Origin of the sequence: Streptomyces sp. NBC_00400, from assembly GCF_036048035.1 — a bacterium.
GTDB lineage: Bacteria > Actinomycetota > Actinomycetes > Streptomycetales > Streptomycetaceae > Streptomyces.
The window spans coordinates 3,822,738-3,835,292 of sequence record NZ_CP107940.1 but is presented as its reverse complement, the minus strand read 5'-3'; the positions used below and the strand labels follow the sequence as shown (position 1 = coordinate 3,835,292).

Sequence of the window (12,555 nt, the reverse complement as noted above, 5' to 3'; positions counted from 1 at the left end):
TGCCCATGAACTCCGAACCGCGCGAGCCCGATTCGTCCTACGCGGCAGCCCGGCCGGCTCCCCGGTCGCCGCTGGCGCGGCGGCGGCCGGCCGTTGTGCTGGCGCTGCTGGTCGGCCTGCTGGCCGCGGCCGTCGCACCGGCCACGGCGGCGGGCCGCGACGCGGTGGACGGCACACGGGCGGCGGCCACTGCGAGCGCCCCGGGCCGGAATGCCGATGCCTCCGGGCTCGCCGCCGCGCCCGCACGGTCCGCTGTCTACCGCCACCACAGCGCGCACCACTCGGCCCCGCTCAAGACGGTCTTCAAGGCCAAGAAGTCCAAGACGTCGAAGTCGAAGGCGAAGAAGAAGGGCGGCTTCTTCAAGAAGCTGGGCATCTTCCTGATCGTGCTGTTCGTTCTCTTCCTCGTCGTCGTGATCCTGGTGATCTGGCTGATCGTGCGCTTCTTCCGTCGCGCGGCGCGCAACCGGCGCAACGACTAGCCATTCCCCACGGGCCGACGAGGCCTCGCGGCGCGTCCGTTCCGGCGGGCGCGCCGCTTTTTGCTGTGTCCACCGTGCCGTGGGCCATCGGCGTTCCGGCGCTGCCGGGATTCCGCTCCGGCCGACTACAGCACCGGCTGTGTCACTTGCCGCGGAGAAGCCCCAGAAATGTCTTCAGCGTCAGCCGAAGGGACTGGTTCTTCTGTTTGAGGATGCGGGCCTGCTCCTGCGCCAGGTCGCCTGAACGCCATGCTCCGGCGCGCTGCTCCATATACGCAGCGGGATCTGCTTGAAACTCCCCGATGCGCGGGTCTGTTTCTAAGGCCACGCCGTTCCAGACACCTGCAGTCGTACTCATGACTGAATCCCCCCAGGATTCTGCATCGCGTGTGCGTTTGTCGCGGCGGTCGGGCATGAGTTCCGTCCCTAACCCCCGAGGTGAACACCCGCCGTGAGCTGCCGATCCGTTGCACAGCGAGATCACTACCACTGGCCACTCGCCTTGCGATCATGAGCGGCCCCCTCCCGACGTGCACCCACCGTACGCCGAGCACATCGCCCTTATCCGGCATCACACACTAGCTCAGGAGTACCCGAATCAACCCTGAGATAAACGAATTTCGCCCGATGAGACTACTCTGTGTGTATCGTGCGTGACAGCGCAAGCAGCCTGGGGTTGGGGACAGGGGAGGGGTTGCATATGGGGTGGGGTGCGTTTTCCGCCGGTGCGCTGGCGGTCCTGGCGTATGTGGCTCAAATGGTCATCGGACTGGACATGGCCACGTGGCTGTTCTGGGTGATCACAGGAGTCGGGAGCGTGGCCACGGTGGCCACGGTCTGGCTGGCCAGCCGGCGGGTCACCACGGCAAACGAAGCCGCGAAGGCGGCGACGAAGAACCAGCGGCGGGCTTTCGAAGATGTGCTCGTTCCTCTTGCGTCCAACCTCGGTCAGATTGTTTCGAGTCCGACAAAGGCTGAACGAAATGCACTGCAGCAGCAGACCAAGCAGGCCATCGTTTCGCTCACTGCTTCACTGATCGGCCCTCAGGATGTACGGGCCTGTTTTCTGGAGCAGGTTCCCGGTACGCCGGCCGGGCAACGCGAGGTGAAATGCCGTAACAGTCTTTGGTCGGGCCGGAATGTGGCACCCGTGACGACATTCCGGGAGACGGACCTCCGCGGCAAGGAGCTCTTGAAGCTGCTCGACGACGGCACCAGCACGTTCGTGGAAAATGTGGACCTCTTACCCGATGCGTTAAAGCCCGACAGCGACAGCTACAAGACCTATATCGCCTGTGCCGTGACGGCGGGAGATGAATCCTTCGGAGTACTGGCCGTCGACGGCCTGCGGCCGGGGGATCTGCACCAGGACGACGTGACCATGGTCGGAGTATTCGCCCGCATGCTGGGCGTCGCCCTGGCCGTGAAGAAGTAACCGGCTTCGCGGCCGGCGTCGCCCTGGCCGCGAAGCCGAGGGCCGGACCGTGGTGAGGCTCCCCACGCCCGCCGCGGCATCCGCACCGGCCGCGCCGCGGGCCGGGTCCCGGATATGACGAGGGCCCGGGATATGGCGAGGGCCCCGATCCCTGGGGATCGGGGCCCTCGCCCTCTGAGCGGTAGCGGTGGGATTTGAACCCACGGAGGAGTTGCCCCCTCACGCGCTTTCGAGGCGCGCTCCTTCGGCCGCTCGGACACGCTACCGAGAGAGAGCTTAGCCCAAGGGGGGCCGTGCGCCGAAATCGGATTCGGGAGAGGGGCCTGCGCGGGGCTGCACGCCGGTCAGCGGTCGCGGAAGAAGTCGGTCAGCAGGGCCGCGCAATCGGCTTCGAGGACGCCGGTGATGACCTCGGGGCGGTGGTTGAGACGCCGGTCACGGACGACGTCCCAGAGGGAGCCGGCCGCGCCGGCCTTGGCGTCGCGTGCGCCGTAGACGACGCGGTCGACCCGGGAGAGCACGATCGCGCCGGCGCACATCGTGCACGGTTCCAGGGTGACCACGAGCGTGCAGTCCGTCAGCCGCCACTCGCCCGCCCGTCGCCCGCCGGCCTCCGCGGCGCCCTCGCGCGCGAGGGCCGCCCGGGGGCCCTCCGGGCGCGATGCCTGCTCCCGTAGGGTCCGGGCCGCGGCCCGCAGCGCCAGGATCTCGGCGTGGGCGGTCGGATCGCCGGTGGCCTCCCGCTCGTTGTGGCCGGTGCCGAGGACCGTGCCGTCCGCGGACAGCACGACGGCGCCCACCGGGACATCACCGGTCCCGGGGGCGCGGGCGGCCTCGACCAGCGCCTGCCGCATCGGTGCGATCCACGGATCGCGCAGCGGGTCGGGTGCGGGGGAGGAGTGAGAGGCGGATGGGGGGACGGTCATGTCCCCAGTGTCGGGGACGTGACCGGGGCGGGGCCGCCGGGCCCCGGGGCGAGAGCCCGGCCGGGGCCGGCTCAGCGCACGGCTTCAAGGACCTCCGTGCAGCCCAGTGCGTCGGCGATGGTGCCCAGCGCGTCGCCGTCGAGGGCCAGCAGCTCCTTCTCGCCGATGCCCAGGTCGGCCAGCAGGCCGGCATCGCCGAGCGGGCCGTGCGGCGGGCCGTCCGTGCCGTTCACCGCCTCCAGGGGGTCGTCGTCCTCCACGTCATTGTCCGATTCGGGTTCGCCGTCCTCCGTGCCGTCCAGGTCGAGGCTGTCGAGGTCGTCGGCCGCATCGTCCTCCTCACGGCCGAGCAGCTCGTCGGTCAGCATCGCGCCGTACGAGCTTCGGGCGGCAGCGGCAGCGTTGGAGAGGAAGACCCGCGGGTCTTCCTCTCCGTCCACCCGGACGACGCCGAACCAGGCGTCCTCCTGCTCGATGAAGGCCACCACCGTGTCGTCGTCGATCGCCGCCTCTCGGGCCAGATCGGCCAGATCGGTCAGCGTCTCCACATCGTCGAGCTCCGTATCGCTCGCTTCCCACCCGTCTTCGGTGCGCGCGAGCAGTGCGGCGAAGTACACCGTGACTCTCCCACTGGTCATAGGCGTGCCGGGTCGGGCGGGGCGGCGCTGCACGCCGTTGGTCCCGCCCCTTTCGGAATCGTGGCAGAAACAACGCGTTCGCGCGGGGTCTTCGACGCTGCGTCGTGCGGAGGTTGTGAGAGATGTCGCTCACGTGCCGCAGTGCGGGCGGGGGCGAGGAGGCGGTTCGCTACCAGCGGAATGGGCTTTGCTACCAGCGGAATGTGCGCATCCGCAGGGCCTGGCGCATCCGTTCGGCCCGTGCGCGACGCGGCTGGACGCGGTTCCGCAGCTCCTTGGCCTCGTGCAGTTCCCACAGAAATTGTGCGCGGCGCCGTCGGCGCGCCGCCTGGGCCCCGGCGTCCGGGGCTGCGCCCCCGGTGCCGAGGGCGGCGTCGTTCGGGTCATCGGTCCGCTTGTGGTCGGGCACGCGCACACCACCTCGGGCGAGGACTTCGCCCGACGGCAGGACGGCCGATCGGGCGTACGTGCCCACTTTCCCTCCTTTCGGTGGTTTGATGCCGACCACACTCCGATGCCGTGTGCGGCGGTCGGGTGCTGCACGGCGGGCGCCGCGGCCTTCCGGCTCGGTTAGTGTCGATGTCATGCGGATCCACGTCGTCGACCACCCGCTGGTGGCGCACAAACTCACCACTCTGCGCGACAAGCGCACCGACTCCCCCACCTTCCGGCGGCTCGCCGACGAGCTGGTCACCCTGCTCGCCTACGAGGCCACCCGTGATGTGCGCACCGAGCAGGTCGGCATCGAGACACCGGTGACGGCGACCACCGGTGTGCGGCTGTCGCACCCGCGTCCCCTGGTCGTCCCGATCCTGCGCGCCGGTCTGGGCATGCTGGACGGCATGGTGCGGCTGCTGCCCACCGCCGAGGTCGGCTTCATGGGCATGGTCCGCAACGAGGAGACGTACGAGGCGCACACGTACGCCACGCGGATGCCCGATGACCTCTCGGGCCGTCAGGTGTACGTCGTCGACCCGATGCTCGCCACGGGCGGCACGCTGGTCGCGGCGATCCGTGAGCTGATCAAGCGCGGCGCGGACGATGTCACCGCGATCTGCCTGCTGGCCGCGCCGGAGGGCGTCGCGGTCATGGAGAAGGAGCTGGCCGGCGCGCCGGTGACGGTGGTCACCGCGGCGGTCGACGAGCGGCTGAACGAGGACCGCTACATCGTGCCGGGCCTCGGCGACGCGGGGGACCGGATGTACGGCACGGCCGGCTGACCGAGCTGCAGCCTTCCCGTCCGATCAGTGTCCGGGCCCCGCACCACGGGTTGGTGCGGGGCCCGTTCGCATGCGGTCAGCACTTGGCGTCGGCGGCGGGGGCCAGGGACGGGTGGGTCAGCAGGGCCAGGGACTTCGCGGCGTTCTGCCGGGTGGTCAGGTCCTTGAAGGTGTCACCGATGATCAGGTCGAGGTCGGTGCCCTTGCGGCCGTCGGTCTTCTGCTGAGCGCCGGTGAGCTGGGTGGCCAGAACCTTCAGCGGGCCGTCGGCCGCCTCGGGGCCGAGCAGTATCCCGGAGCCCTTGACCTTCTTGTCGTAGGCGGCGGGGGCGTTGCCCACCTTGCCGATTTTGAAGCCGCGCTTCTGGAGCTCGTCGGCGGTGCGCTTGGCGAGCCCGGAGCGCGGCGTGGCGTTGAAGACGTTGACGGTCAGCGAGCCGGGCGCGGGCAGTTTCCGTGCGGCGGTCCTGGCCTGTGCGGTGTCCGTCTTGCCGTGGTCGCGGCAGTGCGCTGTGCCCTGGGAGGCCTGGGCGGTGCTGCCACGGCCGCCGAAGACGTCGATGAGCTGCAGGGTCCCCCAGCCGGCCAGCCCGAGGGCGCAGGCTGTGGCGACGACGGTGAGGACGATCCGGCGACGGTGGCGGGGGCGGCGCATCCGCGGATACCTGTCGCCCGTGATGCGGTACTTCTTACCGCCCATCCCTGGGGGCGTCAGCATGCTCATGGGCGCAGCGTAGTGCGGTAGGTACGCCGTGCCTACTAGATGATCAACGCGTCGTGCGAGAGCCAACCCAAAAGGGTCAATTCGGGCAGGGCGGGTTGGGTGGTGCCGGGCGGTAAAGGGGGGTTTCCGGCCGGTTGGCCGGCCGGTCGGGGAGGCGGTGTGTCAGCCCAGTTCGAGCACGCGGGCGTGCAGCACCTGGCGCTGTTGGAGAGCCGCGCGTACCGCGCGGTGCAGCCCGTCCTCCAGGTAGAGGTCGCCCTCCCACTTCACGACGTGCGCGAAGAGGTCGCCGTAGAACGTCGAGTCCTCGGCGAGCAGCGTTTCGAGATCGAGCTGCTGCTTGGTCGTCACCAACTGGTCGAGGCGTACCGGGCGCGGGGCGACGTCCGCCCACTGGCGGGTGCTCTCCCGGCCGTGGTCCGGGTACGGCCGACCGTTTCCGATGCGCTTGAAGATCACACGGAAAGCCTACCGGGCGAGCGGCACCGGGCGCAGCCATGCCGCAGCAACGCAAAAGGATCATTGGCGGCAAATTTGGATCATTGGGGAGGGGTGGGCCGGAGGATATGGCTGGATGCGACCCGAACGGGCTACCGCGCGGCGCGTCGCGGAGGGCGCGGGGCTCTCCCCGTTCGCGGCGGTCCGGACCCGGACCGTCACCACTTCCGGGCGGCCTCCAGGCAGGGCTGCCAGTAGGTGACCCTGGCGGTGCGCGGATCGACGTGGACGGGGGCGCGGCCGTCCAGGCCGACCTGGGTGGGGGTGGCGCGGGCGGCCAGCGCGACGCCGAACTGGGCGATTTTCCGGCCGCGGTGGCCTGTGCCGCCCGGCCCGCCGGCGGCGGAGGTGATGATCGTGGCGTACGCCGTGTCGTCGGGCGCCAGGGAGACCACGGTGAGCGGCCGGCTCGCACCGATCGCGGGAAGGGCGGGCTGCCGGTCGTTGCCGAACCGCAGCAGCGGATAGCGCTGGGCGGCGAAGTCGCAGGTCCGGCGGGAGAAGTTGGTGACCGTCAGCAGCATGCGGCGGTCCCGTCGCGGCAGTGCGCCGGCGTGGAATCTGAGCATCTCGGGGGTACAGGCGACCCGGCCGCCCCGGCCCGGGGGCGGATTGCCGCCGTCCGGGAGGGGCGGGGCGGGGGCCGGCGAGACGGCCGTGACGGAGCTGTCGCCTCCCTTGCCGGGGGCGCCGTGGCAGCCGGAGGCCAGGGTCAGCGCGGCGGCGACGAGAAGACCTGCGGCAGCGGCCCGGCAGGTGGTGGCCCGGCAGGTGGTGGCGGTGAACGGCATAGGGGGCTCCCCCGGGACGGCGGCGTGTACACGACCTTCGGCGCGGGGGCTGGTGATCCGCTAACGCACGGCTAACGGAGGCCATGGGTTTTGGCCCCTGTGTCCGGTGGGGCGGGGCGGGCGTGTCGGCCGGTCGGGGGGCGTCCCGCGGGGCGCTGGGAGGCCGGGGTGCGCGGGGCGGTGCAAGGCTGGGGCGGGCGTCGGCCCGCGGACTGCTGCTCGTACCGGAGGCGGCCGCCCGGGGCCGCTGTCTGATGCCCGCTGTCCGCTGTCCGCTGTCCGCTGTCCGCTGTCCGCCTTGTCCGCGGGCCACTGCCCGGGGAAGCCCCGTTCGCGGTGCTCTCAACTGGGCGACGGTGACGAGGAGGTGCCGCCCTTGCCGGGTGCTGCGTGGGTGCTGCCCCGTGGGGTGGGGGTGGCCGACGGGGTCGTGGAGGGCGCCACGGTGGTCCCCGAGGGGCCGCCGCCCGGCTCCTCCGTCGGCCGGGGTGTGGGGGCGTCCGAACGGGAGGGGCGCGGCGGCGGGACCGGTCTCCCGCTGGGCATCCCCGAGCGGGAGGGGCCGGCCGTACGGGGCGGGACCCGCGACGGGGGGCTCGGGGACGGGGCGGGGGACGGTCCCGTACGGGACGACGGGGACGCTGCCGGGCCGACGGGGCTCGGCGGGGTCGCGGGCAGGGGCCGGTCCGGGGCGGCGGGGGCGGTCGACAGAAAGCCGATCACGACGGCGGCGGTCGCGGCGGCCGCGGCCAGCGGCAGTCCGAACCGGCGCAGCCACGGCCGCACCGGGCCGGGCAGCCGGCCGTGGCGGGCGTGCGGGCCCGGGGGCGCGGCCGGCCGCAGGTCCCTCAGGGTGATGCTCTCGGCCCGCGCGGCGAAGGCGCCGCGCAGCCGGTCTTCCACGGGGTGCCCGGACGCGGCGCCGTCGGGGCCGGGGCCCGTACCGCTGCCGCCCCGGCCGCCCGTACCGCTCCTGCTGCGCGTACCTCCCGTGCCTCCCGTGCCTCCCGTACCGCTGCCGCCCGTACGGCCGGCGCCGTCGGCGGGGCCGATGCCGCCGCCGCCCGCGGCATCGCCGGGTCCGCCGCCGGCGCCACCGGTACGTGTGCCGGGGCCGTTCATGACCGCTCCTCCAAGATCTTCTCCAGCGCGTTCAGTGCGCGGCTGGCGATCGACTTCACCGCGCCGCGGCTGATGCCCAGCGTCGCCGCGATCTGTGCCTCTGTCAGATCGCCCCAGTAGCGCAGGACCAGTACCTCCCGGCGGCGGGCGGTCAGCCCGCTCAGCGCGGCGAACACCTCGCGGTGCTCCTCGTCCAGCACGATCCGCTCCTCGGCGGACGGCGCATCCGCCTCGTACGGCGGGGTGTAGCCGCGTGCGGTGCGCCGGCGCCGCAGCACCGAGCGGGCGGCGTTGACGACCGCGGTGCGCAGATAGGCGAGCGCATTGTCGACCTCGCCGAGCTGTTCGCCGTGCCGCTTGTAGAGCGCGGCGAACGCGTCCTGGACGACGTCCTCGGCGGTGGCGCGGTCGTCGACGAGCAGGACGGCCAGCCGGACCATGGTCAGCCGGTGGGCGTGGTAGAGCTCACTGATCGTCGGCCGTGGCTCGGGGGGTGCGGGGGCGGCCTCGTCCGGCAACCAGGCCTCGAAATCTACCGGTTGGCCGTACGCGGGATACCGGGCCGGGTGGCCGGGGTGCGGTGTTTCGCGGCGGGCGGCCGCCGGGCGGGCGGTGCGCAGCAGCCACCGCCACAGGGCAGGCCGGGGCCCCGGCAGGGCGAACCGTACCGGGGCGCAGTGCGGGCCGGCGGAGTACTCCATCGATTCCTCGGGGTGCGCGGGGCGGCCTGGCGCGTTGGCTCAGCCGCGCCGGCGGCGGACCGCGTAGACGGTGCCGCCACCCACGGCGATCAGGGCCGCGGCGGTGCCGCCGAGCGCCATGGTGGTCGTGGAGGAGGCCCCGGTGCGGGCGAGTTCCTTCTCGCTCCCGGATCCCTTGGCGGGGGCGGGGCGGGCGGACGCGCCGGGGCCGTCGCCGCGGGTGCCGGGCGAGGCCGGCGAGACGCTGGGGCGGGGCACGGCGCTGCTCTGCGACGGCGCCGGGCGGCTGGGCGAGGCGGAGGGGCGGGGCGTGCCGGGGGCGCCGGTCGGGGCGGAGGGTGCCGGAGAGACGCTGGTGGCCGGTTGGGGCGTGGGGCGGGTGCTGCCGTCGGCCGGCCGCGGGGTGGGTGCCTGGGTCGCGGAGCCGGTGTGCGGGCGCGGCTGCGGTGCCCGGTCGTCGGCCTGCGCGGTGCCGGTCACGGACAGCGCGGCCAGCGCGAGCGCCGCGACCAGCCCGGCGCCGGCCGCACCGCGCGGACGGGGACGGGGGTGAAGACGGGTGGCGTACGGCCGGAAACCGGCGGAGGCGCGGGAGGCGCGGGAGGTACGGGCGGTGCGGGAGGTGCGGCTGAACTTCACGGACTTCACGGTCGGCTGCTCCACGTTCGTCGACGGGACGGCGCCTGCAGGCGCCCTCACCCGTGACGACGTGCGGCGGGGGCGCGGGTTGCCGGGCGGTGCGGAAAATCTTCGCCGGGCCCGCTTCCGCCCGCCGGCGGCCTTCGGCGCGCGCTGGTCAGCAGCCCTCAACCCGTGTTGGTCACCAGCCCTCGGCCCACGCCGGGCAGCAGCCCTCGGCCCACGCCGGGCAGCAGCCCTCGACCTACGTCGGGCAGCAGCCGTCAGCCCACGCTGTGCAGCAGCTTCTCCACGGCCTTGACCCGGTCGCCCAGCTCCGCCAACTGCGCGCTCACGGTCTCCTGTTGGACGGAGATCTGCTCCGCCAGCTTGCGGTACTCGGCCAGCGCAGCGGCATCCGCGCGATGCCGCTGCAGCTTGAAGTACGACGCCACGATCGTGGTGACCGTACCGAAGATGATCACCAGGACGGCTATCGGGATGATGGTGCTGCCGTTCATGTACGGGTCCCCCTAGGGTCGTTCGGTCCCTTTGCGGCCGACGGTTCCACCGCGCCTTCCGCGTCCCCGGCCCCGTGCGGTGCGGTCGTGACGGACCGGTCCTCCTGGAGGGCCGCGAGGACGGTGGCCAGGTTCAGCTTCAGCTCGAACGGCGTCAGTTCGAAGTACTTGAGCGCCTTGCCGTCCTCGGACAGCTCCAGCCGGCCCACCACCAGACCGGCCTTCTCCAGGCGGTCCAGGTGCATATAGAGCAGCGGCCGGGACATCTCCAGCCGGCGGGCCAGTTCACTGACGTAGAGCCGGCCGCCGGCCAGCTCGGCGATCACCCGCAGCCGCTGTGCATGGCCTACGGCGGACAGCAGGGCCAGCAGCTCCTCGCTGTTCATGGCCCACCTTCTTGCCGTTCCGGACGCCTGTCAGCGGAGGTTTTCGCATGACGCGACGGACTGTCAAACACCTCCGCGCCCTCCGGCCCACCGCAATCTTACAGTTGACGCTCTGCATCGACACCTGTAATTCTCGACTTACATGCGTACCACTGACGGTGCGATGTGTTGTCGAGGGGGACGAGGCACATGAACGTGGCGGTACGAACACGGCCGACGGAGCACGGGCCGAAGGAAAGACGGCCGGTCACGGTGCGGTGTGCGACCTGGAGTGCGCGGCATCCATGGCGCGCACTCGCCGGATGGCTGGCGTTCGTGGTGCTGTGCCTGGGGGTGGGCCTCTCGGCGGGCACCCACAACGCCACCGCGGAGGACTACCGCGTCGGGGAGGCCGGCCGGGCGGAGACCCTGGCAGCCGAGGCCCATCTGGGGCATGAGCCGGTCGAGCAGGTACTGATCACCGGCCGGTCCGGTCCGCTGGACGACGCCGCGACCGGTGCGGCCGTCCGGGACCTCACCGCCCGGATGCGGACACTGCCCGAGGTGGCGCGGGTCGCGCCCCCGGCCCGCTCGGCCGGGGGCGACGCGTTACGGGTCGCCGTGATCATGAAGGGGGCGGAGGCGGACGCCAAGGACCATGTCGCCCCGCTCGCCGCGCAGACCGCGGCGGTGCAGCGCAGCCACCCGGGGCTGCGGGTGGCGGAGACCGGGAGCCCGTCGGTCAGCGTCGGCGTCAACGCGCAGCGCAGCCAGGATCTGGCGCTCGCCGAAGCGATCACCCTGCCCGTCACCCTGCTGACCCTGCTGGCCGCCTTCGGGTCCGCACTGATGGTGGCGGTGCCGCTGCTGCTGGCGCTGACCTCGATCGCGGCCGCCGTGGGCCTGTCGATGGTGGTCTCCCACGTCCTGCCGGACGCCGGGGTGGGCACCAACGTCATCCTGCTGATCGGCATGGCGGTCGGCGTCGACTACACGCTCTTCTTCCTCAAGCGCGAACGCGAGGAGCGGGCCCGCGCGGGCGGCCGGCTCCGGCCCGAGGCGCTGGTGGAACTGGCCGCCGCGACCTCCGGCCGGGCGATCGTCGTCTCCGGCTTCGCGGTCGTCGTCTCCACGGCCACCCTCTACCTGGCCACCGACGTGGTCTTCTCCTCGCTCGCGACCAGCACCGTCATCGTCGTACTGGCCGCGGTCCTCAGCTCGCTGACGGCGCTGCCCGCACTCCTGGTCAAGATCGCCCAGCGTGCCGAACGCCGTGCGGCACGCCGCGAGCGGCGGACCGGCCGCCGTCCGGCGCCGCGCGTGGGACCGGACAGCACCGGCCGCCTCTGGCGCGCCCTGCTGCGCCCGGCGCGCACCCATCCGGTCCGTGCCCTGTGCCTGTCCGTCCTGCTGCTGCTCGGCCTCGCGGCACCCGCCGTGGGCATGCAGCTGCGCGTCCTCAACAAGGACAGCCACTCACGCGAGATCCCTGCCCTGCAGACCTATGACCGGCTGACCGCGGCCTTCCCCGACCTGCGCGTCCAGCATCAGATCGTGGTCCGTGCCGCCGCCGCACGGGCGCCCGAAGTAGCTTCCGCACTACGGGAGTTGGGTGCGTGCACTCGAGGGGATTCCCTCTACGCCAAGGACACCGCACCGCCCCTGCGCACCTCGCGGGACCGGCGCACCACCACCATGGACGTGTCGACGCCCCACAAGGTCAGTTCCCCACAGGCGCTCGCCTCGCTCGACCGCCTGCGCAGGGACTATCTGCCGGCCACGGTGGGCAAGGTGCCCGGCGCAACGTTCGCGGTCAGCGGGGACGTCGCGCACGACACCGACTACCTCGCCCACCAGAACGAGAAACTGCCCCTGGTCGTCGGGGCGCTGCTGCTCGTGACGTTCCTGATGACGGCCCTGGTCTTCCGCTCCGTCGTGATCGGCCTGATCGGGGTCGCCCTCAACCTGCTCTCCGCCGCCGCCGCGTTCGGCCTGGTCGTGATCTTCTTCCAGCACGGCCTGGCCACCACCCTGTTCGGCTTCGACGCCACGGCGACCAGCGCCATCGGGTCCCGTGTCCCGCTGTTCCTGTTCGTGATCCTCTTCGGCCTGTCGATGGACTACCAGGTTTTCGTCGTCAGCCGCATACGGGAGGCGGCACTGCGCGGCGTACCGACCCGGGAGGCGGTGCTGCACGGGGTCGGCGCCTCCGCCAAGGTCGTCACCAGCGCGGCCGTGGTCATGGTGACGGTCTTCGCCAGCTATATGTTCCTGCACCTCGCCGAGATGAAGCAGATCGGGTTCAGCCTCGCGGTGGCCGTCCTGCTGGACGCCTTCGTCATCCGCGTCGTGATCCTGCCGTCGGCACTGATCCTCCTGGGGCGGGTTGCCTGGTGGCCGTCCCGGACGATGCGGCGGGCACAGGGCCGAGGAGCGCTTCGGGAGAGGGGCGGCACGGGCAACGGCGGGGAGCCCGGCGCCGCCGGCGCCTCAACGGGCCGTCGGTGCGGCTGA

Annotated in this window: 16 protein-coding genes and 1 tRNA gene; 4 read left to right on the top strand and 13 right to left on the bottom strand. The window is 72.2% G+C overall.

Translation table 11 applies throughout. The features are described 5' to 3' along the window. The first annotated feature begins 5 nt into the window (after window positions 1–5). Window positions 6–482: a hypothetical protein gene (locus OHS81_RS16585; protein ID WP_328385530.1), complete on the top strand. Its 477-nt coding sequence runs from the start codon at window positions 6–8 to the stop codon at window positions 480–482. Between the two features lie 142 nt (window positions 483–624). Here the strand turns inward: OHS81_RS16585 and OHS81_RS16580 are convergent, their stop codons facing one another. Beyond that, entirely contained in the window at window positions 625–840 is a 216-nt protein-coding gene (locus OHS81_RS16580; RefSeq protein ID WP_143034551.1) for a hypothetical protein, read from the bottom strand. Window positions 841–1,131: 291 nt separating this feature from the next. On the opposite strand from OHS81_RS16580, the gene OHS81_RS16575 reads away from it, so the two are divergent. Then, the gene (locus OHS81_RS16575) at window positions 1,132–1,917 is read left to right on the top strand and encodes a hypothetical protein (RefSeq protein WP_241720962.1); all 786 of its coding nucleotides are present in this window, start codon (window positions 1,132–1,134) and stop codon (window positions 1,915–1,917) included. A gap of 179 nt (window positions 1,918–2,096) precedes the next feature. Here OHS81_RS16575 and OHS81_RS16570 read toward each other — a convergent pair. From OHS81_RS16570 to OHS81_RS16555, 4 genes are all read right to left on the bottom strand, one after another. Then, window positions 2,097–2,183 (bottom strand) — tRNA-Ser (locus OHS81_RS16570). Between the two features lie 78 nt (window positions 2,184–2,261). Next, window positions 2,262–2,843: a nucleoside deaminase gene (locus OHS81_RS16565; protein WP_328385529.1), complete on the bottom strand. Its 582-nt coding sequence runs from the start codon at window positions 2,841–2,843 to the stop codon at window positions 2,262–2,264. A gap of 71 nt (window positions 2,844–2,914) precedes the next feature. Next, window positions 2,915–3,481: a tRNA adenosine deaminase-associated protein gene (locus OHS81_RS16560; RefSeq protein WP_328385528.1), complete on the bottom strand. Its 567-nt coding sequence runs from the start codon at window positions 3,479–3,481 to the stop codon at window positions 2,915–2,917. A gap of 190 nt (window positions 3,482–3,671) precedes the next feature. Beyond that, a complete protein-coding gene (locus OHS81_RS16555) occupies window positions 3,672–3,890 on the bottom strand; it encodes a hypothetical protein (protein WP_328391205.1) in 219 nt (72 codons plus the stop codon). A 175-nt stretch (window positions 3,891–4,065) separates the two neighbouring features. Between OHS81_RS16555 and upp the strand changes: the two genes are divergently transcribed. Then, entirely contained in the window at window positions 4,066–4,701 is a 636-nt protein-coding gene (gene upp / locus OHS81_RS16550; RefSeq protein ID WP_328385527.1) for a uracil phosphoribosyltransferase, read from the top strand. Between the two features lie 76 nt (window positions 4,702–4,777). Here the strand turns inward: upp and OHS81_RS16545 are convergent, their stop codons facing one another. From OHS81_RS16545 to OHS81_RS16510, 8 genes are all read right to left on the bottom strand, one after another. Continuing rightward, window positions 4,778–5,425 carry a LytR C-terminal domain-containing protein gene (locus OHS81_RS16545; RefSeq protein ID WP_328385526.1) on the bottom strand — a complete coding sequence of 216 codons (648 nt, stop codon included), beginning with the start codon at window positions 5,423–5,425 and terminating at the stop codon, window positions 4,778–4,780. Between the two features lie 162 nt (window positions 5,426–5,587). Next, window positions 5,588–5,884, bottom strand: coding sequence for a type II toxin-antitoxin system VapB family antitoxin (locus OHS81_RS16540; RefSeq protein ID WP_030084955.1), 297 nt, complete (start codon window positions 5,882–5,884; stop codon window positions 5,588–5,590). Window positions 5,885–6,081: 197 nt separating this feature from the next. Next, the gene (locus OHS81_RS16535) at window positions 6,082–6,714 is read right to left on the bottom strand and encodes a DUF4232 domain-containing protein (RefSeq protein ID WP_328385525.1); all 633 of its coding nucleotides are present in this window, start codon (window positions 6,712–6,714) and stop codon (window positions 6,082–6,084) included. A gap of 342 nt (window positions 6,715–7,056) precedes the next feature. Continuing rightward, entirely contained in the window at window positions 7,057–7,836 is a 780-nt protein-coding gene (locus tag OHS81_RS16530; protein WP_328385524.1) for a hypothetical protein, read from the bottom strand. Further along, window positions 7,833–8,537, bottom strand: coding sequence for an RNA polymerase sigma factor (locus OHS81_RS16525; RefSeq protein ID WP_328385523.1), 705 nt, complete (start codon window positions 8,535–8,537; stop codon window positions 7,833–7,835). Before OHS81_RS16525 ends, OHS81_RS16530 begins: the two co-directional genes overlap by 4 nt. Window positions 8,538–8,576: 39 nt before the next feature. Beyond that, window positions 8,577–9,200, bottom strand: coding sequence for an LPXTG cell wall anchor domain-containing protein (locus OHS81_RS16520; protein WP_328385522.1), 624 nt, complete (start codon window positions 9,198–9,200; stop codon window positions 8,577–8,579). Between the two features lie 239 nt (window positions 9,201–9,439). Next, window positions 9,440–9,676 carry a hypothetical protein gene (locus tag OHS81_RS16515; RefSeq protein ID WP_328385521.1) on the bottom strand — a complete coding sequence of 79 codons (237 nt, stop codon included), beginning with the start codon at window positions 9,674–9,676 and terminating at the stop codon, window positions 9,440–9,442. Beyond that, on the bottom strand, window positions 9,673–10,062 hold the full coding sequence (locus tag OHS81_RS16510; protein ID WP_328385520.1) for an ArsR/SmtB family transcription factor: 390 nt from the start codon (window positions 10,060–10,062) through the stop codon (window positions 9,673–9,675). Before OHS81_RS16510 ends, OHS81_RS16515 begins: the two co-directional genes overlap by 4 nt. A gap of 189 nt (window positions 10,063–10,251) precedes the next feature. Here OHS81_RS16510 and OHS81_RS16505 point away from each other — a divergent pair, with 189 nt between their 5' ends. After that, on the top strand, window positions 10,252–12,555 hold the full coding sequence (locus OHS81_RS16505) for an MMPL family transporter (protein ID WP_328385519.1): 2,304 nt from the start codon (window positions 10,252–10,254) through the stop codon (window positions 12,553–12,555).

Coding starts and splice junctions, on each gene's coding strand:
- OHS81_RS16585 (WP_328385530.1), top strand. CDS start 6: ATGAACTCCGAACCGCGCGAGCCCGATTCGTCCTACGCGGCAGCCCGG.
- OHS81_RS16580 (WP_143034551.1), bottom strand. CDS start 840: ATGAGTACGACTGCAGGTGTCTGGAACGGCGTGGCCTTAGAAACAGAC.
- OHS81_RS16565 (WP_328385529.1), bottom strand. CDS start 2,843: ATGACCGTCCCCCCATCCGCCTCTCACTCCTCCCCCGCACCCGACCCG.
- OHS81_RS16560 (WP_328385528.1), bottom strand. CDS start 3,481: ATGACCAGTGGGAGAGTCACGGTGTACTTCGCCGCACTGCTCGCGCGC.
- upp (WP_328385527.1), top strand. CDS start 4,066: ATGCGGATCCACGTCGTCGACCACCCGCTGGTGGCGCACAAACTCACC.
- OHS81_RS16545 (WP_328385526.1), bottom strand. CDS start 5,425: ATGAGCATGCTGACGCCCCCAGGGATGGGCGGTAAGAAGTACCGCATC.
- OHS81_RS16535 (WP_328385525.1), bottom strand. CDS start 6,714: ATGCCGTTCACCGCCACCACCTGCCGGGCCACCACCTGCCGGGCCGCT.
- OHS81_RS16530 (WP_328385524.1), bottom strand. CDS start 7,836: ATGAACGGCCCCGGCACACGTACCGGTGGCGCCGGCGGCGGACCCGGC.
- OHS81_RS16525 (WP_328385523.1), bottom strand. CDS start 8,537: ATGGAGTACTCCGCCGGCCCGCACTGCGCCCCGGTACGGTTCGCCCTG.
- OHS81_RS16515 (WP_328385521.1), bottom strand. CDS start 9,676: ATGAACGGCAGCACCATCATCCCGATAGCCGTCCTGGTGATCATCTTC.
- OHS81_RS16510 (WP_328385520.1), bottom strand. CDS start 10,062: ATGAACAGCGAGGAGCTGCTGGCCCTGCTGTCCGCCGTAGGCCATGCA.
- OHS81_RS16505 (WP_328385519.1), top strand. CDS start 10,252: ATGAACGTGGCGGTACGAACACGGCCGACGGAGCACGGGCCGAAGGAA.